Origin of the sequence: Ancylobacter polymorphus, assembly GCF_030813495.1 — a bacterium.
GTDB lineage: Bacteria > Pseudomonadota > Alphaproteobacteria > Rhizobiales > Xanthobacteraceae > Ancylobacter > Ancylobacter polymorphus.
This window is the reverse complement of record NZ_JAUSUI010000008.1, coordinates 29771-48577: the sequence shown is the minus strand read 5'-3', so window position 1 is coordinate 48577 and position 18807 is coordinate 29771. Positions and strand designations below refer to the sequence as shown.

The window sequence follows — 18807 nt, the reverse complement described above, 5'->3', positions numbered from 1 at the left end:
GGAGCGGCATGGACGCATCCGCCCGCTTCATCCCCATGGATGCCCCCGCGACGGACGACCGCGCGGCGGCGCGCCTCGCCGCCCACCGGCGCGCCCGCCGGCGCGCCACGGCGCTGGTGCTCCTCAGCCAGTTCGCCCTGCTCGCCGCCTTCATCGCCTTCTGGGAGTACATGACCGCCTTCGACCGGCAGGCGGCCTTCATGTTCGGCTCGCCCTCCGCCATCGCCGGCTTCCTCGTGACCATGGCCAGCGACGGCAGCCTGTGGCGCGACACCTATGTCACCGGGGTTGAGACGCTGCTGGGCTTTGCCGTCGGCAATGTCATCGGCACGCTGATCGGCCTGTCGCTGTGGTATTCGCGCTTCGTCTCCCGCGTCATCGAGCCCTTCGTCATCGCGCTCGGCTCGATCCCGATCATCGCGCTGGCGCCGATCATCATCATCTGGTTCGGCACCGGACTGATGTCGAAAATCGCCATGTCGACGCTCTCCGTGGTGATCGTGGCGCTGGTCACCTCCTACAAGGGCGCCATCGGGGTCGATGAGGACCAGATCAACCTGATGCGCACGCTCGGCGCCTCGAAATTCCAGATCTTCCGGAAGCTGGTGGTGCCGGCCTCGCTCACCGACATTTTCGCCGGGCTGAAGCTCACCGTCGGCTTCGCGCTGATCGGCGCCATTGTCGGCGAGTTCATGTCGTCCTCGGAAGGGCTCGGCCACGCCATCTTCAAGGCCGGCTCGCTCTACATCATCCCGAAAGTGTTCGCCGCGCTGGTCGCCACCATCGCCCTCGCCCTGCTCCTCACCTTCCTCGTCGGCAAGGTGGAAAAGCGGCTCATGCCCTGGCGCCGCCTCGGCTGAACCGCCCCCCTGCCCCAGTGCCCAACGGAGTGACCATGACCCAGCGTGTCGCCAAAGAAGGCAACATCAAATACGCCCTCTCCGCCGCCGACGCCTTCATCGCCCGCGTCGCGCCCGGCGAGACCTTCGTGGTGGAGTGCGCCATCAACGCCAATGACGGCACCATCCGCCATGTCGGCCAGCAACTGACCGAGGCGGACGTGACCCTGCCCTTCGTCAACGGCGCCACCGGGCCGATCGAGGTCGCGGGCGCCAGGCCGGGCGACATGCTGGTGCTGGAGATCGTGAAGATGGAGGTGGACACGCTCGGTTTCACCGCGCTGTGGCCCGGCATCGGCATGTTCCCGGACTGGGTGCGGCAGAAGGAATTCGGCCTGCGGACCCATGTCGTGGAGATAAAGCACGGGCTCGTCCACTGGAGCGACAAGGTGAAGCTGCCGGTGCGCCCGATGATCGGCGTCGCCGGCGTCGCCCCCGTGCATGGCGCGGTGCTGACCGTCGACAACGGCACCCATGGCGGCAATCTCGACGTGCAGGAAATCACCGCCGACAACAAGGTGATGTTCCGCGTCAACCATGACGGGGCGCATCTCTTCCTCGGCGACTGCCACGCGCTGCAGGGCGATGGCGAGGCCAATGGCATGGGCGCCATCGAGGTGGCGGCGACGCTCACCGTGCGGGTGACGCTGGAGACGGCGCCGGCGCGGCTCACCCACCCCCGCATCGAGACGCCGACGCATATCTGCACGCTCGGCTGCGCCCGCCCGCTGGAGGACGCGATGCGCACCGCCTTCCAGGAGATGATCTACTGGCTGGAGGACGACTACGGCATCCCGGCGCCGGAGGGCTACATGCTGCTCGGCCAGATCGCCGAGGCCCGCTGCACCCAGGTGGTGAACCCGAAATACACCTATATCTGCAAGGTCGACAAAGCGATCCTCGCCCAGTTCGCGGCGTGATCGGGCGCGGCGCTGCGTTTCCAGCGCGTCGTCGTGCCGGCGCCGACCAGCGATCCCTGCTGCGGCTCGATGAAGCTGCGACGCGCGCACAGGACGTTACCGGGCCCCTGGAGATCGTGCCGCGATCCTGGAAGGTGATCCAGACCGTTCGCGAGACGTTCCCCTGCCGCCCTTGCGGGATCAGCGGCTTGAGTGCGCCGGAGCGTCGCGATGCCCCGGAAGGCGCGGAGCCGACCTCTCGTCGATGACCGGCACGCCAGGCTCGGCGGGCAGCGCCTCACGCTCTCCCGCTCGGCGTCGGTTGCCAAGCCGATCGACTGCATGCTCAGGCGCTGGAACGGCTTTGCAACCGTCCTCGATGACGGCCGTGCCTGCCTGTCCACCAAGGCGGCGGAACGCGCGCTGCGCGGCTTCGCCCTGGGACGGAAGGCTTGGCGACGAGTGAAGCGGTGACGGCCGGTGCCCGGCTGCGCCGTCGGAGCCGGCAGCAGGCCATTCAGTCTGGTCGGTAATTGCTTTGATCATGGTGATCGATAAAGGCTGCGATGAGTACGCCATAGGCAGCCTTCGCCGCATCGCGGATGACTTCACCTTCCGGAGCCTCGCCGCAAGCGCGGGCCATCAGCATTCTGATCCGGTTAAAATTCATGTGCGTCTGGCGTTGCCTTTGCTCACAATGCGTCGCCAATGCCAGCAACTCCGCGCGCGCTGATAGCACACGCCGGTGATGATCGAGCGGCATGATTTCCTTGCGGTTGTCGCCGCGCCGGAACCCTGGCGGGAGAGCGTCGCCAAAGGCGCTTCGTCCCAAATGGCGGCTGATCCCATTGCGGTAGTGCAACGTGATGGGAATCGCCAGCCCCAACTCCACCACCCGTCTGTCCATATAGGGGCGGGCGATGTCCATGCCTCTGTGCGCCGACTCATTTGACAGGAAGACCGAGGCGTTGCCGAGGTGCCGCTCAAGTACACGGCGATGGTAGTCTTCTCGATCGCCGGGTCGGAATGACCGTCCAGATGGTGGAAAATCTGCCTGTTGTATCCCCTCCTGAGCCAAATTCTGTTGAAGTGCATCTGACATCAAGATACCGACCCCAGCTCTGCTCGGGCGCCCTCGGAAATTGCGCCATTGCCGGCGCAGGGCGTCGGGAAGAAAGGGGGCGAGTATCCATGACTGCAGGGCGTGACGCCAGGTGACGCCTCCGGCGCGCACCATTGCTGGAAGCTCGCGCAAGGCGCGAAGCAACCGGCCCGTGCAAATCAAGTGGTTTAGATAGACGGCGGGCGAGCAAGGATTAAGCGTCAGATCACCGCCATGCCCATCCAGAATAACACGAACACCGGCCTGCGCTGAAACATCAAGAATGTGGCTTGTCAAATAGTGATAGCCCGGCACGGGGCCGTCTGCCTGATGAATGGCAGTGACCCAATCCGAGAGCGGCGTTTTACCTACGGGATTCACGAAATGCACATCCAGTCCGGAGATGTGCTTGTTACAGGATTCTATCCAACGGAGATTAGGGCTCGGCAGTCCCCTATCATCTCCATTCAGCGCATAGGAATAGCATTGCAGTTTCCGCCGCTCAGCCGCGAGGTGAGGGCCACCGATTGCCGCAATCAACGAACTGTCAAACCCGCCACTTAAGAACAGGCCCGCATTTCCAATGCTTCGTAAGCGGCAAATAACGGCGATCTTCAACGTCTCTCGATAGGCCTCAATATACTCTGCCTCACGGAGACCAACCCAGGCCGGATCGGGTTTCGCCGACCAGAACTGGCGCTCATGGCTGCGTCCGTCGGCCTGAATAACTTTGACCGTTCCAGGACGCACGGCGCGAATACACGCAAACGCAGTTTCCAGCGGCGCATAGCCGGCAGTGGGGAGCAATAGATGACTAAAAAAACGATCGTTCAGGCGCTTGGGAACTTCATCAACCGGCCACAGGCCCTTCACCTCGGAGGCGAAAGCAAAAATCTCTTCGTTATGGAAAAAAAAGAGATTGCGTTGTCCGGTTGCGTCCCGCGCGAGAAATAGCTTGCGGCTGCGCTGATCCCAGACAATAACGATGAAATCCCCCAAAAGCCGGTCCACCATGGCTTCGCCCCAGCGGCGCCACGCGCTCAGCAATATGTGGCTATCGGGCCATCGTGTCGCCTCGGCGTCGAGGTCGAGTTCGCCGATCAATGCCTGCCGGTTGTCGAGGCGAATGTCGGCGACCAATACGATTCCACATTCGTGATCGGCGAGGGGTTGAGAATCTGACCGGTCTTCAGGCAACACGTGCGTAGCGAGATGCGACAGGGCCAAGGGGCCAGCACAGAAGTGCCCCTTTCCATGCTTGGCCCGATGAGCAAGCGCCGACATTTGGCGCTGCAACGTGGCCAGGGATGCGGGGCCTCCGTCCAGCCTGAGGAAGCCGCACAAGCCGCTCATGACGTGATGACTATCCCGCGCTCCCTCGCCAGTTCCAGGAATGCCAGGGCTTCCGCGCGGCAAAGGTCAGCGGGAACATCAAACTTGGCACCAAGCGCAGCGCAGATTTCATCGATTGTCAGTGGATGTTCGATTAAATCCCAAATCCTCGCCGCTGTGGAATTCAATCCAATGTAATGACCACTAGCGGCGCGCAACAACATCTTCTCTGCCCCCAGATCGGCGGAATACACGCCATCTGTCACGCGCTGATATGTGGTGGTCTGCATCGTTCAAAGCGGCCGATTATCAACTTCTCTAACTCGGTTGTGCCGTTAAGCTTTCCGAATCTGTGTTTGTCACGCCACCTTTAGTCAGTTCCTCAATCGTGCTTTCGGTCAACTGAGGCGTAATCCAAGCTTCCTTGTCTTTCGCCTCGTCGGTTGTGCCCTTATCCAAGTCACTCATAAATCACCGCCCAATCCCTATCGTTTTACCACCATATGATCGAGCGCACCAACATGTCAAACTGGTTCTTTTTGACCTATTGTCGCAGATTACGGGTCGCCCAAAGAAGTTCATAAAGCCCGTGGGTTCGTCGAACTGGTGGAAAAATGCCCGGGAACAGGGCAGAATCAGGGATGTTCGAGGGCGAGGATTCTCTCGGCGAGCTTCGGAAGTTCGTTTAGGTCATAGCCGCGTGTGATTAGGTGAACGGTTGCAGAGCGCATGAGTCCGACACTCGCCTGAAGTCGTGAAAGATCATTGACATGAAGTTGTTCAACTAAAGGAAGGTAGCGCGACTCCGCTAGCATCAAGGCCTGGTTTGGACTGCTTAAGGGCTCGGCCCGTTGCCCGTCGCCGCCGCGATCCTCGTCGATGACATGACGATCAACCAGACAGGCTACCGCCAACACACGCAACGGTTCATTCCGTTCTGATCGCAAAGCGGGGCGCACATAGTGCTTTCCTGAACCGCTCCGCACGGGGACAATCACGCCATCACCGAGACGCAAATGCCGGACCGACGCCGTCCACAGCTGGAGCACCCCGCCATCCCGGTGCGGCACAGCTTCGCCATCAAGGCCGATGGAAACAGCCAGCACGTCGTCAGCGACCAGAGGATAGCCGAGCTGGCTCAGATAGGCGGCCAGGGTCGACTTTCCAGTCCCCGACCGTCCGGCGATGGCGATCACCCCGCCGCCGACTTCTATGGCCGAGGCGCGCAGCGCAAGCCGTCGGCGCTGTAGCAGCAGGACGCCGAAGGCCGGCCCCAGCAGGAAAGAAGTGCAGTCAGAGACCGCCCCGCCGCCCGCAGGATCGATCATGATGATCGTGCCGCCTTCGATAAGAAACCTGGAGACCTTGGGTACATGAAGCAAAAATCTTCCAACACCATGCTGCCAATTTGGTCCTTCAGCATGGATCTCAGACAACCTGTCGGGTACCGTGCCGATAACAATCTGTACATCGGCCTCGATGCTCTCAAATTGAAACGCAGGTGTCCCCGGCAGATCAATCTCACTAAGGACCTTAAGACCAAATATATTGTATTTCGACAAACTTCTATTCATGGCAGATAGCCAAGACGTCTCATGACATCGCCGTTTCGAGTGACGATGTCACGGGCCTGGTGCTCAGACAAGGCTTCGTGCCATTGCCCGGTTTTCCCTTCGCGAAAGAAGGGCGAGAACCGGGAGACGCGTTCATGAAATCCAGTGCTCTGCTCCTGGGCCGCCAGAACGCGAAAATCGGAGCGGGCGGCCGCTTCGGATATCTGTTCGTCAGATGCATTCATGTCAGCGAAGTCCGCGACAGCACGAAGCCTGGCAGCGGTATCAGCTTTCAGGTCCTCGTAGCGAACCGGAAAGACCGGAATGCAAGTCTGATCGAGCCAGGAAAGGACGTGGTCGCTCCAGCCCTCTTGGTAACGCCTCAGCAGCCGACGTGGCCCCCCAGGTAACGGATCGGGGTCATCCAGCCTCTCGCCGTTCACGGCGTGTACGGCTTCCGCGATCGTGCAATCGAAATGATGCGCCCAAGAGACGGCCACGTCGCGCGGATCACGCACCATATAAATGGCGGCTTTTGCGCCTTGTCCTAAAATCGGAGTGTGGGCGGCGTTTGCGACCCACGCGTCGTGGGTTTTGACAAAGCAAAGCGAACCAACCGTGCGCGCAAGAATGTCATGCAGCGCAGGACGAAGCATTTCGATCTCTTCACGGGTCAACAGGCTGGGGTCCAGCCCCGTCACATCCTCGAACGGCTCGGGACTGGATGCGATCGGGAGGGGCAGCCTCAACTCTCGGATATTCAGCGCCTCAGAACGATCCGCCATTAGGTTTAGCAGGAGCGCTCGCATCCACGTATTCCCCGATTTGGGGAATGACGCGAGCCAGATCAATCGCCCCGAGGATTCGTCTCTGGCGGAGGCGCCCAAGAGTTTTGGCAAGCTCCGCCTGACACCAGCCCATGGCTGAGCCAGGCATGGACTGTCGCGACGCGCTGCGTCCGAGGCGCCCGGAATATGGGGCGGTTTGATTGAATTCACGTGCTCACACGATCGCTATTGTCTTCTCACGCGATCCCAGCGGCCAGATGGATCGACCGGCGCTGTGCGCATTAAACCGACCTAAACCTACGCTTGGTCATTCACCGCTCACCCGCAATCAATCATGGTTTACGGGCGGCACCTCAATCAGCGCACTGAAGAGGTTGCCGCCATAGGCGGTGATGCCAATGACCTGAAGAAAGTCGCCGATCAAGGCGATCTGTGGGTTAACGCGACACAATGGAATGTTCACAACCAAGCTCCACTCGACAAACTTCTGTTGATCAAGATCGAAAATGCCAACAAAAACCTTGCCGTCAACCGTCGCCACCGAAACGGCGCAACGAAAGTGATCCATCACCGCGAGCCCGGGCGCACCTGAGAGACACACATTTCCTGGCGCGACATGGGGTACGGGAATTGTCTCTAACTTCGCTGCGCCCCAATCAAGACCAGATGCGTCGATCCCAGCAATGGATAAATGCCGCAGCATACCATCGCTAATGCCGAATAGCGTATGGTCTCCTCCGTAAACGCCACACTGCATCGAGTAGAGTGCCATCCTTATTTCACTGGAAGTCACATCCTCATATTTTCTTCTTGATTCAAAATGAAATAAATTCGACCCCTTCTCCTTGTCGATTGTCACATAGAAGGGTCTGAAAAACTCCGAATTATCAAATATTATATTGGTATCCGCATGTTCAACGGACCTGCGCTTAAGCTTTATCAGCTTGCTTCGAAACTTGAACGTGTCGAGTCTGTGTCCATAACCATTTTCACTCGTTTGCATAAATTTCAGAGTGTTGCCGTTTTCGCGCCCCTCTGCGAGCAGGCTGCGAGGGATATGCGTATCGCCAGTTATATACGCGATGCGGTCCTGAGCCAAAAAGTCGTAAAGCGCGCTACAATGATCTGGGGCGTCAATAAGTCGATATGATCTGGGTTGCATCTTGCCGTCGACGAATGACACCAAGTGATAGCGTGCCCAGTTTGCATCCGATGATTGCTGTACGAAGGTGATGTCAGGCGTCAGCGCCGACACTTCTCGAGTGGCGAAGGAATTATGACTGTCCAGCACGGTCGAAGCGTCAACGTAGGTCAAATTGCTGGTGCCGCATGAAATTTTATCATAGACCTCGTAGCTTCCCACGGTCACGTAGAAAAAGGCGCGAGATGAGGGCTTTATCGGTGGATCAAGAGGAGCTTTACTGTCAGCGATCGCCAGTCGGGACTCGAGGGCGAATTTCGGGATGGTGAACCAGCGGGCGGAATCAAAATCGTCATTCTCGCCCTTGTCATCCACGTCCGCCCATTCGGTCCAATAGACAACGTCAACCGATCCTTTTGACGGAGCGGACAGGCGCTTGGCCACCACCGCTCCCAAGGGGCCATTACGCTTCATGAGGTAGCCGGATTTTGACAATCCCCACCGCTCGGAGAGCAACATGCGCCGGCGTGGATCGTCGCGCAGAGCATCCGAATAGTTTGCCTTATAAATGCTAAGAAACGAAAGCCGCCTCGACGTAAGAGGAAGCATGTCATAGCTGGTGGCCAAAAATGAACTGTAACCTGCGCAAAATATCATTCCATTATTGTAATGAAAATGATTGTGGTGGTCAGAAATGAAGTCCTTTGTAAACTCAAACTCCTTGAGCGTGACTTTACCACTCTCCAAATAGCTTTTTTCGCCAGGAGTGTCGTCCCAGGACAAGACCCGTATCGTACCGTTTCGATCCTTGCAGGCCAGCATGAACGGCGTCCCATCCTGGTAGGACCAAAGGCGATCGACGCCAACCTCCGGCAAGGGCGATTTTGCGTCCCTCTCCCAACATCCGCGGGCGCCGGCATCTTCCGCGGCCTTGACGAGAATTCCGGAATCTCCTTCATCAGACAGAACGTAAGTGATCCGCGGGACATTGCGGATGTCATAAGTGCGGGAAACATCGACAAGATGCTCGCCTATAAGGGCAATTCGATTGTCATCGCTGATCTCGCCGGTATTTTTGTCGGCTTTGCAGGCGAAGGCGCGATGTCCATGTTCGTTCGTCGCGATCCGGACGCTCCCCCCACCTGACCCCGTCAGTCCTTCCGCGGAGAATTTCCAGCTGAAACGTTCGAAGCTGGCCACGTCTCGCCGCGCAGTCGTCGCGGCCGCATCGGCAGGCCCGACATGGCTGGGTAAGTACTTTCCAGTAGCAACATTACGGAGCGCAAAGGTGGATGCATCTTGCGTTCTCACGTCGAAGAGATCGAAGACGGTACCGCCGGACTTCGTTGCGGCTGCGCTCCTTGAAAACCGCCTGAGCGCCAGCCGCAGGGCGCTCTTTTCAGCGGGATGTGATCTGGTGAGGTAATAAACGTATTCATTTCGTACATCTAAGCCTAGGACACGAATTCGAACCCGAGTCGCACTGTTTTCAACATTCTCGATCAGAAACCGCGCGGGATCTGATGGAATTCCGATGTGGATACAGTTGATTGCCTTGGTGGCAATTTCACCGGATTCTTGATCGGTTGAAAACTCATGCGCCTGGAGGAGCCGAGAGACGCCCACAAAGTACCGATCAACGATGAGATTCAAGCCAAAATCGCAACGGGGTTCAAAAAAATCGCCGGAAAAGACGGCCGGCTGCTTCGGTTTATCTTTAGTGAAATCAAAATGATACTGATTGTTATCTGAAGCGATATTCAGATAATAAACGTCTCCTGCATCGTCCCGATAGCCGATCTGCGCCGTGAATGGCGCGCTCGTCCGCTCGCTTATGCCGAGATAGAACGCATCTCCATCACTTACGGCAAGTCGTCGCTTTACGTTTTTACTGAGACGCATGATCCCGTTTGATTGAATCAAAAGAACGGCACCCGGCTCCTTTGCAGTGACGATCTTCGCAAAATTATTTTTAGATATACCGGCCTCATAAACGTCTATAGAATCTATCAGTTCTTGCTCAAATTTGAATTCAATTCCATTACTGGATACGTCCGTAAGATCGAGACGACCTTCGCCGTCGTCCGTATTTTCCGAAATGTACCATGCCCGGCCATCCCGAGTGAAGAGTCCGATCCTGAAGTTGCCGTTTCCGGACGGACGGAATTCAGCGACCGGTACGCGATAAATCTGGTCAATAGCAGCAGAGGCGGCAACTAATGTGGATCTTCCACGAAAAGTCGCGTTTACGATCGGATAATAAATCCTTCCACCGTAGCACACATAGAGTCTGCGATAAAATATTGGAGCATATCCAGCCGGCATCATTCAAAGTCCTGTGCGACAGGGTTTCTTAGAACCGGCCTGAGTATGCCTTTATACCTGCCCGAAAAGGCTCCTCAAAGACTAAAGAACTACACCCCGCGATAAATCGAAACTCGACATAGGCGTGTGCTGCTGATAAGCTGCAGCAGTAAAATTCGAAAGGCAAGAGCTTTTTAAGGCGGCTTTTCGTTACCCACCCTCCCCGGCTGCGAGGCTTGCATGATATTAAGTTGTGAGCTGGACGCTGCGATTGGCGAGATTCGTTTGCTGAATGTCCCGCTAATCAAGTCCGATTCCGGCGGGGCCGGGCCCGAATGGGTGGTGAGTTCTCCCGAGGGCTGGTTATTTTGCGACGGCAGCATTCTCCCGATCAATCGCTATAATGCCCTTTTCGCATCGCTGGGCATTCGCTTCGGTGGTGATGGTCGCACGACCTTTGCCTTGCCGGATTTGCGGGGCCGTACACCAATTGGAGCCGGATCCAATCCGCGCAACTTGACCAGTTACCCGTGTGGGCAGGCGGGTGGCCGGGAAGTCGTGGCGCTGGGTATTCATGATATTCCGGCCCATAGGCACAACGTATTTGCGCAGACGGCTCCGGGGAAGGTCAAGACAGGTGGAAGCAATCAGCTGGCTGCGGCGGGTACAGAGATTGTACCATACAATTTATACGCCCCTCTGAACGATAAAAATCGCGAACCTCTCAATAAAAATACTGTAATACCGAATAAAACAGATGTGAATGGAGCGACGCACAACAATATGCAACCGTTCTTGGCTCTTTTTTATTTTATATGTTACGAAGGAATATTTTTCTAGGGTTATTTTTGTATATTTAGCTTCGATGGAGGCGGCTTTGAATATAGAAAACGTGTGTGTTGGCGAAATCAGACTTCTCGCATTCCGAGGCGTTCCCGATGGGTTTCGGCTCTGTGATGGGGCCGAACTGGAAACGATCCAGTATCCGGGGTTGGGGATGGTCTTGAGGGATCGTTTTGGCAAGGCCAGCGGTTTGACATTCCGGCTCCCGAACCTCTGCGGCCGCCTTCCGATCGGAGCCGGCCAGGGCCCTGGATTGAGTGAACGCTTGGTCGGCGCTGTGGGCGGGGAGAGGAAGGTTGAGTTGACCGGGCAACATCTTCCCGCACATTCGCACGGGTTTTATGCAAGCCGGTCGGAGGCCGATCAAGCAGCGCCGGATGCCACTCGGGGTCTGGGAACGCTTTCTTCCCAGGTGAAGATGTATTTGCCCGTTCAGGCTGGCAGCACTTCCTATACACTTGACGTGACGACAATTGGGGGGGTGGCCGACGTCCGGCCTCCGGTGCACGACAATATAATGCCAACGATCCCGCTAAATTATGTTATCGCAACCGAGGGTCTTATGCCCTTCGCGGTTGACCCATATGCTGAAGTGTCCGACCCACTGCAATGGGTTGCCACTTCTATTTTAGAGAGATCCGCCTTTTTAGGTGAAGTGCGTTTTTTTGCAACGACGAATCTACCTATGGATTGGCTTCCGTGTAACGGAAGAATTGTTTTAATCCGTAACTTCCCTTCTCTTTATGCACTACTCGGCAATGCGTTCGGTGGAAATAGGGATGAGGGGACGTTCGCCTTACCAGATTTGCGCGGTCTCGCCATCGAGGGCTTTGCGGACGCGACGGTTGCCCCTTTCGGGAAGCCCTATGGCTCGTCCTCCATTGCGCTGACGGAGGCCGAGATTGCGGACCATAGTCACATCGTAAAGGGCATCGCCGGCGCGAACGCCGTGCAAAAGACAAGTTCACCTGGCGCAAACAACATGATCAGCGCAATCTCGGTGCGCCAAGGCGGAAGCTACAAGGCCGCCGCCATGTTCAATAAGCCCACGCACGATGTACATCAGCTCACCCAACTCAGCGCCGATACAATCGGCATGGCCGGTGGCAACGAAAGTGGTCGGGCCGATCCGCATGATAATATGCAGCCATATTTGGCTCTGACAGCCGGAATATCTCTGATGGGAGAATTTCCGTTCTAGGGAGCTCGCGTTTAGCCGCTGTGGATGCGGTTAACCTAAAGGGCCATTTCAAACAATGATTGATTATGTGCTCAGTGGGCTGCTGGTGCGGAGTGAGATCGATCTTTTTGGTCCCTTGCCGTGGACAGGGGAATGTCGCTCGCCCGATGTCGTGATAACGCTTGGGACGGTACCTCCGGAACTCTCCGAGCCGATTTCAATGGGACGCTTTGTCCAAATTGGTGCGGACGGGAGTGTCCGTTTGGAGGTGGATGGTGTCGCGACATATTTCGTCGCGCGCGGCCGGGACGTCATCGTCTGCCCGCATCGATCCGCAGATGAAAATATGATCGGTGTTTATTTGCTAGGGAGTGTCTTCGGTTTTCTCTGTCATCAACGCGGGCTTCTACCGCTCCACGCCTCCTGCCTAAGCCGAGACAACTGCGCCGTGGCTCTCGCGGGACCTTCCGGGGCAGGCAAGTCAACTCTTGCGGCGGCAATGATCGCTGAAGGCTGGAACCTTCTCGCTGACGATGTGACAGTCCTCGATCTGTCGGATCCGAAAGGTGCGATAGTTCTGCCATCCTTCCCACGAGTGAAGCTATGGCAGGACAGTATCGACGCGGTCGACCTGGTACCCCGCAGACTCCTTTACCGAGAGAACGACAGAGAGAAGTTCGAGTGCTGCCCTGACCCCGCCACGTTCCAACCAGGTCCGGTTCGCCTGTCGGCCGTGTACCATTTGCGGAAGGGTGAGCTTGGTATGGTTACGCCGCTGCGACAGCTCGACAGCATTGATGCGGTCCACAGAATTCGAATGGCGATTTATCGCCTACGTGTTCTTCTGCTTATGGCGGGCCCCGAAAGCGTCTTTCAGCGCGCGGTAATTCTAGCGGGATCCTGCCCCCAGTATACGCTACAACGGCCACCCGAGATGATCGGTTTAAGGGCTTATGTCAGTTCCTTGTCCGACCAGTTGCGCGCCGAATTGGCGCGTGCATCTTAAGCACAAGTGAGGTGGTCCCCGAAACCGGTACAGCGAGCCAAGCTTGGTTCGGCCTGACGGAAGGACGAGCCTCATGACCGGGTGGAGGAATCGATATTCCACGGAATTCAAGGCGAAGATGGCCCTTGAGGCGCTGCGCGGGGGAGACGGTAGCGCATCTGGCCGCCAAGCGCGGCATCCACCAGACGATGGTCAACGCCTGGAAGAAACAGGCCCTCGCGGGAATGGCCACGGTGTTTTCCGGCAAGGTCGTGACCTGAGACCCTGATCCTCCTCCAGATTTGGGTCGAGTCCGTCGATCACGGAGACGGACGATGCCAGCCTCTGCAATGAGTTAGGCCTAAAGCTGCGCAACAAGACGCCCAAGCGTCGGGTAAAGGCGAAGCTGAGAGAGGACCGGGCACCGGCTACCCGGCCGAACGATGTCTGGGCCATGGACTTTGTTCACGACCAGCTTGCCACCGGCCGCAAGATCCGGGTGCTGACGGTCGTGGACACCTTCTCGCGCTTCTCGCCAGTGGTCGATCCGCCGCATCTTCAGGGACTATGCCGCCGGCAAGTCAGCCAAACGGATCGCCTTCGAGCTGAACAAGGATGGCATTGCCGCACCGGGTGGCGGCGATTGGGGCTCCAGCACCCTCAACGGCAATCCGAAGCGTGGCAGCGGCATCCTCAACAACGAGATGTATGTCGGAAAGCTGATCTGGAACCGCCAGCGCTGCCTCAAGGACCCGGACACCGGCAAGCGCCAGGCGCGAATGAACCCGGAATCGGAATGGATCACGCAGGACGTTCCCGAGCTTTGCATCCTCGATGACGACCTCTGGCAGTCGGTGAAGGAGCGCCAGCGGGCGGTCAAACGGAGCCACAGCGATGACGGCGAGACCGAGAACCATTTCCGGGAACGTCGGCGTCCCAAATACCTCTTCTCGGGCCTGACCAGATGCGCCTGCTGTGGCGGCGGCTATCCTTGCGGTATCGCTCAAAAGCAAAAGGCCCGCCGGAGGGGCGGGCCGTATGCAATTTGAGATGGTTGCGGGGGACCTGCTCCGATCAGCACTTGCGAACGCAAAAAAGCCGCCCGTTGGGGGCGGCTTATCTGCGCGACTTGATATCGCGCGTCGAGATGGTTGCGGGGGTGCGCAGCCACCGATGCCGACACTCACTGCAAGTGGCGGTGTAGCGGTATGGAAAGTCGGCATTAGTTAGCGTTGCCAACCCCAAGCACCACCGCCATTCCTAGGTTGGTGGCATCCCGGCGCCCCTAGCCATGGGGAGATGAAGTGAGGCTCGCCGGGTGGCGTTAGCGGTGACGGAATGGCTCTGCGTACGACTTGGAACAGACCTAGGCAGAGCCATTTATCGGCGTCGCAGCTCTGGCCGAATATAACCCATAGTGGCCGCTCAGGCGCGCCGTTGCGAATATCCGCTTTGCGCCCCGATCCCGGTCGTTTGCCGAGCCATTGGTCAAGCCGGAAAGCCGCCATTCGTCAGATTACCATCGGCGGATGCAGTTGGGGATACCGGCCTGACTGCCTTGTTGCAGTAAGTCACGGTAGGCTCCCTTCGGGCAGGGTTGGGCGGATGGCCTTGACCTGTGTCGCTGGCACTGAGCGTGCATCGCGTGAAGTCTGGAATGCCGCTTTGTTGTTCCCTATGATCCATGGGCACCCCGGCCGTGGGTGGCGAGCAGCACGCTACGCAAAGGAGGCGTTGCGGGAATGGGTAGGTCGCGACGTGTCCGAGTGGGTAGAGGCCGATAATAGTCTTCTTCCATCCCCGCCTCTCGCCCAAGCCGGGAAGGCGAGCATCCCGATCACGACGCGACTCGCGCTCGATATACCGAAGCCCAAGGACTGGCAGGCATTCCAGCGAAACTGCGTCCTGCTGTTCCGCGCCGAGCTGAACGACCCTCACGCGCAGGAATATGGCCGCGCCGGGCAGAATCAGGGCGGCATCGACGTCCTCGCTCGACGAGATGGACGGGACGACCACTTCGTCGGGGTGCAGTGTCGGCTCATAACTAAGCCGATCAAAGAAAATAAAATTCTCTCCGATGCCCGCGAAGCGCTGAAGCTCAAGGCGGGATTGAAGGAACTGATCTTCGCGACCACGGCGCCGGACGACACCAAGGCGTCGGACGCCGCCATTGCCGTCACCCGGAAATTGAAGGCGGAAGGGAACGACCTGACGGTCGTGGTCTACGGATGGGGGCAGCTCCAAACGCTCATCGCGCCCCATGAGGTGGCGTACAACGCCTTCCATCCGTCCATCGTCGCGAGCTCGGTGCCCCAGAGCACGGGACCGGCCGGAGGCACACCCGACTTTGCAGCGGTCGTCGCGGCCCAGGTTGTAGAGCGGATGCGCGGCTTGGGTCTGACGGGCGCGCCCCGCGAGGGCGTCGGCAGCGCCGATGAGGATCCGGCGCTCCACGCCCGCATCGACACCTTTCGCGATCTTTTCAAGGAACAGGGTGAATCGCTGCTCGCAGAGAAGGGGCTGTTGGCGATTTTAAGTAAGGAGGACCTGTCGACCAAGCCTTGGGCGCGCTACCGCATCGAGACGAACCTCGCTTCGATTGCGATGGACCTCGGGCGCGAGGCGGAAGCGGCCATCCGCTTCGAGACCGCATATAGGGTTCGTCCCGAAGATCCGAACGCGCTGGCGAACCTAGCCCTGGCCCGTACCATACAGGGGCGGTTCGATGAGGCGATAACCGCGGCGCGAGGCGCTCTCAACGGGAATCCACGGGCCGACCACGCGGTGGGATACCTTCTTCAGGCGGCAGCCCGATCCGACTGGCAGGGAGATCCAGAGTCTCTCATTCCGCCGGACCTCGCCGAGTCGGCGCAGGCAGACATTGGCATGGCAGAGTTCCTTCGCCGCCGAGACGTGCCGGGCTGGGCCGAGCGCAGCCTCGAGATGGCGCGCCGCCATGCCGAACTGCCGGAGTTCAAGCGTGTTCGCGCCATCGCCGTTCTATCGCTGGCGGTCGAGTCGGGAGCTATCATCCCCGGCGGTCATGGTCCGGTAACGAGCACCGAGTTGAGCGCGGCGGCGAATGACATGAAGGCCTTGGTCATGCACTGCCTCGACGTGGGCTTCGCCGATGCGCACGACCTAATGGTACATCTCAACAATGCTGCCGTTCTGCTCCGGCTGTGCGAGCGACATGATGAGAGTGAAGCGCTTCTCTCGCGCGGGATGCCGAGCGTTGGCGATCAACCGCAACTCCGGCGCCTTCTGGCCTTAGCCCGCTCAGCTCAGGATCGGGACGAGGAAGCCATTACCGCTCTCGAGGAGGACACCGATCCGGAAAACCAGATCTTGCGGGCCGAGTTGAAAGCCTCCGCTGGCAACATTGCCAGCGCAATGGTCGATGCGCTCGCAATCATAACTGATGGCCTGCCGGAGCGACTACAACGGATCCGGTGGCGGATCATCGGCGAGTGCGCACTGCGCCAGGACGATCGAGCTAGTCTCGATGCCGCGGTAGCCGGCTTACGCGCCATCGACCCGCAAAACATCGACGCAAGCCTGCTGAAGATTCGGGGCGAGCGGAGGACGGTAACGGATGAGGAAACCGCCCAAGAACGGTTGCGGGCGCTCGCCTCATCTGTGCCGGCCGATCTGGATATGGTTTCGCGTTACATTCTAGCGTTTGAGCTCCGGAACCAGGACCTGCCGGAGGAGGCAGCGAGGCTTCTCGAAGGCCATGTCGATTTGACCCGGCCCAGTCCCTCGACGTCCTTGTTCCTCCAAAGCCTCGCTGGCGCGCGTCGTGACGCGGCGTTCCGAGCGGCGCTGGCCGCAGCGGCACCCGAGGTGCGCAACAATCCGGCGACGCTCTGGACGATAGCGGCTCACGCCTGGAACCTGGGCGACCTAACCGCCGCGATGGAGGCTGTGGAAAACCTGCTGGCCCAGGAGCCTAACCAGCCGCGGGCCCGGCTGCTTAAGGTTGAAATCCTCGTTCGGCAAGACCGGTCCGTCGAACTCTTCTCGGAGTTGGAGAAGCCGCTTGAGCGCTTGCCGTGGCAGCGCCCCAGTGACCAGTTCCGCTTGGCGTCGCTGCTCGGCCACTTCGGTTTCATCGAGCGGGCTGCCGAACTCGCCTACCGGTTGTTTCTGCAGCATCGCGATAGGTCTCGGGCGTGGATGACGTTGTCGATGCTCATTTTGGACGAGGGCCGAGCTACGGAGGACAAGCTGTCGCGGTGGAACGCGTCGGCTATCGGTCCGAACACAGCGATTGATCTCGCATACGACGACGGCACGGAGCTCTTCTTCGTCGTCGAGCCCGACACCACCTTGCGTAAGCTCGATCCGGAATCTTGGGAACCTGACCACGCGCTGGTGCGATCCACGATGGGGCTGAAAGCGGGCGAGCGATTCGTCGGCCCGGACGGGCGCGAAGGTGCCGTTCGCCAAATTAGGCACAAGTACGTCGCCCGCCTCCACTATGTCATTGAGCACCACGAGACGCGCTTTCCTGAGATCATGGGCTTCAAGCGCGTCTCGATTGACGTCGAACAACCAGGTGGGCTTGACGGCCTGATTGCGCAGATAAAGGCGCGGCGCGACTGGATCGAGGAGGAGGAGAGCCAATATCTGAACGGCCCGATGCCGCTCGGCGTCCTCGCACACCGCGTGGGCATGGACACAATCGAGGTGGCGGGCGGACTTGCTGGGCATGGTGTAAAGCTCAAAGTAGCCGTCGGCGGCCTTGATGAGCGCGAGGCCGCGAGCCGGGCGGTCCGGGAGAACGCGCGACGTGGTTGCGTGCTCGATCTCCTGGCGTTCTGGACCGCGTGGCAGCTTGATGCGTTAGACGCCGTGCGCGCGACGTGCGGCCCGATCCAACTGCCACAGAGCGTATTGGACCGGCTTCGCGCACGGCGTGAGCAGTTCGAGTTCTCGGCAAGAGACGGCCACAAAAGCGCGGACTATGAGAACGGCCGGATCGTGTTGCATGAGGTTTCGGCGGAGGTGGTCGCGGGTCTGCGCGACGAGATCGACCGTGCCATTGCCTGGACGGGGGCGAACGCGACCGTGTCGCCGGTTGTGGCGAGTGACGACCTCCCCGAAGGCCTGCGGGAGCATCTGCGTCTCGGTCGGTCCGACATTTTCGATGGGCTCATCCTTGCCCGCCAACTTGGAATTCTACTGGTCACCGACGATCTGCCTACGCGCGAGGTCGACCGCGTTATGGACGGCAGCGGGGGCGCTTGGCTGCATGTTGTCTTCGGCGTTGCCCTGGACTGGAAGGCTATCGATGTCGACCAGTACGTGCGCTGGTCGGCCCACTTGGTCGACGCGGGGCACAATTACCTGGGCGTGTCGGGCGCGGTTTTGGCTCAAGCGGCGCGTCTCGATGCAATGGTCGGTGAAGCCCCTGGCCATCTCTTCCGGACCTTGAGCAACATGATCGGCGGGCGCGCTGCCGAGCCGATCTCGCACGTGCAGGCGGTCGTCGGCTGCCTGCGCGAACTGTGGGAAGATCACCGGACCCTCTGCTTTCGCCAACCCGTGACAGGGCATTTGCTCCGCCAGATCATCCGCGAACGGGCGGACTACCCGATTATCCTGCGGACTATTCTGGCGTGGTCGCGAAGTACGTTCGGACTGTCAGAGTATGTGCGCGGTTGGCTGCGGGGCCACTTCTTGCAGCACGTCGCACTCGGAGAGCGGCGGTGATGGGTACACGTTCGGTGAATTTTGCTCGTGAAGGATGATCCACCGCGCTAGACTGGTCTACAC

12 protein-coding genes and 4 pseudogenes are annotated in these 18807 nt (G+C 59.1%); 11 read left to right on the top strand and 5 right to left on the bottom strand.

Translation table 11 applies throughout. The features are described 5' to 3' along the window. Positions 1–8: 8 nt before the first annotated feature. The 4 genes and pseudogenes from J2S75_RS17715 to J2S75_RS22485 all read left to right on the top strand — a co-directional run. The gene (locus tag J2S75_RS17715) at positions 9–860 is read left to right on the top strand and encodes an ABC transporter permease (protein WP_307021790.1); all 852 of its coding nucleotides are present in this window, start codon (positions 9–11) and stop codon (positions 858–860) included. Positions 861–895: 35 nt separating this feature from the next. Then, a complete protein-coding gene (locus J2S75_RS17710) occupies positions 896–1819 on the top strand; it encodes an acetamidase/formamidase family protein (RefSeq protein ID WP_307021788.1) in 924 nt (307 codons plus the stop codon). Between the two features lie 21 nt (positions 1820–1840). Then, a pseudogene (locus J2S75_RS22490) lies at positions 1841–1995 on the top strand (IS66 family transposase zinc-finger binding domain-containing protein); the annotation flags it as partial. Further along, positions 1996–2254, top strand: a pseudogene (locus tag J2S75_RS22485) (IS66 family transposase); the annotation flags it as partial. A 61-nt stretch (positions 2255–2315) separates the two neighbouring features. On the opposite strand, the gene J2S75_RS17700 reads toward J2S75_RS22485, so the two are convergent. The 5 genes from J2S75_RS17700 to J2S75_RS17680 all read right to left on the bottom strand — a co-directional run bounded on the left by J2S75_RS17700 (position 2316) and on the right by J2S75_RS17680 (position 10042). Beyond that, the gene (locus J2S75_RS17700) at positions 2316–4253 is read right to left on the bottom strand and encodes an asparagine synthase-related protein (protein WP_307021786.1); all 1938 of its coding nucleotides are present in this window, start codon (positions 4251–4253) and stop codon (positions 2316–2318) included. After that, positions 4250–4522 carry a PqqD family protein gene (locus tag J2S75_RS17695; protein WP_307021784.1) on the bottom strand — a complete coding sequence of 91 codons (273 nt, stop codon included), beginning with the start codon at positions 4520–4522 and terminating at the stop codon, positions 4250–4252. Before J2S75_RS17695 ends, J2S75_RS17700 begins: the two co-directional genes overlap by 4 nt. Positions 4523–4867: 345 nt before the next feature. Beyond that, positions 4868–5794 carry a phosphoenolpyruvate carboxykinase (ATP) gene (locus J2S75_RS17690; RefSeq protein WP_307021782.1) on the bottom strand — a complete coding sequence of 309 codons (927 nt, stop codon included), beginning with the start codon at positions 5792–5794 and terminating at the stop codon, positions 4868–4870. 8 nt (positions 5795–5802) lie between these two features. Then, complete coding sequence (locus J2S75_RS17685; protein WP_307021780.1) at positions 5803–6783, bottom strand: sulfotransferase domain-containing protein; 981 nt, start codon at positions 6781–6783, stop codon at positions 5803–5805. Positions 6784–6901: 118 nt separating this feature from the next. Further along, complete coding sequence (locus J2S75_RS17680) at positions 6902–10042, bottom strand: hypothetical protein (RefSeq protein WP_307021778.1); 3141 nt, start codon at positions 10040–10042, stop codon at positions 6902–6904. Positions 10043–10258: 216 nt separating this feature from the next. Between J2S75_RS17680 and J2S75_RS17675 the strand changes: the two genes are divergently transcribed. The 7 genes and pseudogenes from J2S75_RS17675 (at position 10259) to J2S75_RS17645 (ending at position 18744) form a co-directional block, all read left to right on the top strand. Beyond that, on the top strand, positions 10259–10858 hold the full coding sequence (locus J2S75_RS17675; protein ID WP_307021776.1) for a phage tail protein: 600 nt from the start codon (positions 10259–10261) through the stop codon (positions 10856–10858). Beyond that, positions 10782–12062, top strand: a complete 1281-nt coding sequence (locus J2S75_RS17670; protein WP_307021774.1) for a phage tail protein — start codon at positions 10782–10784, stop codon at positions 12060–12062. Before J2S75_RS17675 ends, J2S75_RS17670 begins: the two co-directional genes overlap by 77 nt. A gap of 55 nt (positions 12063–12117) precedes the next feature. Beyond that, entirely contained in the window at positions 12118–13047 is a 930-nt protein-coding gene (locus J2S75_RS17665) for a hypothetical protein (protein WP_307021772.1), read from the top strand. Positions 13048–13120: 73 nt separating this feature from the next. Further along, positions 13121–13295 (top strand): annotated as a pseudogene (locus J2S75_RS17660) (transposase); the annotation flags it as partial. Positions 13296–13378: 83 nt separating this feature from the next. Then, positions 13379–13576: pseudogene (locus J2S75_RS17655) on the top strand (DDE-type integrase/transposase/recombinase); the annotation flags it as partial. Then, positions 13572–14075 carry a recombinase family protein gene (locus J2S75_RS17650; protein WP_307022042.1) on the top strand — a complete coding sequence of 168 codons (504 nt, stop codon included), beginning with the start codon at positions 13572–13574 and terminating at the stop codon, positions 14073–14075. The pseudogene J2S75_RS17655 and the gene J2S75_RS17650, both read left to right, overlap by 5 nt. A gap of 709 nt (positions 14076–14784) precedes the next feature. Continuing rightward, positions 14785–18744 (top strand): PIN domain-containing protein, encoded by a 3960-nt coding sequence (locus tag J2S75_RS17645; protein ID WP_307021771.1) that lies wholly within the window; start codon positions 14785–14787, stop codon positions 18742–18744. Positions 18745–18807: the final 63 nt, after the last annotated feature.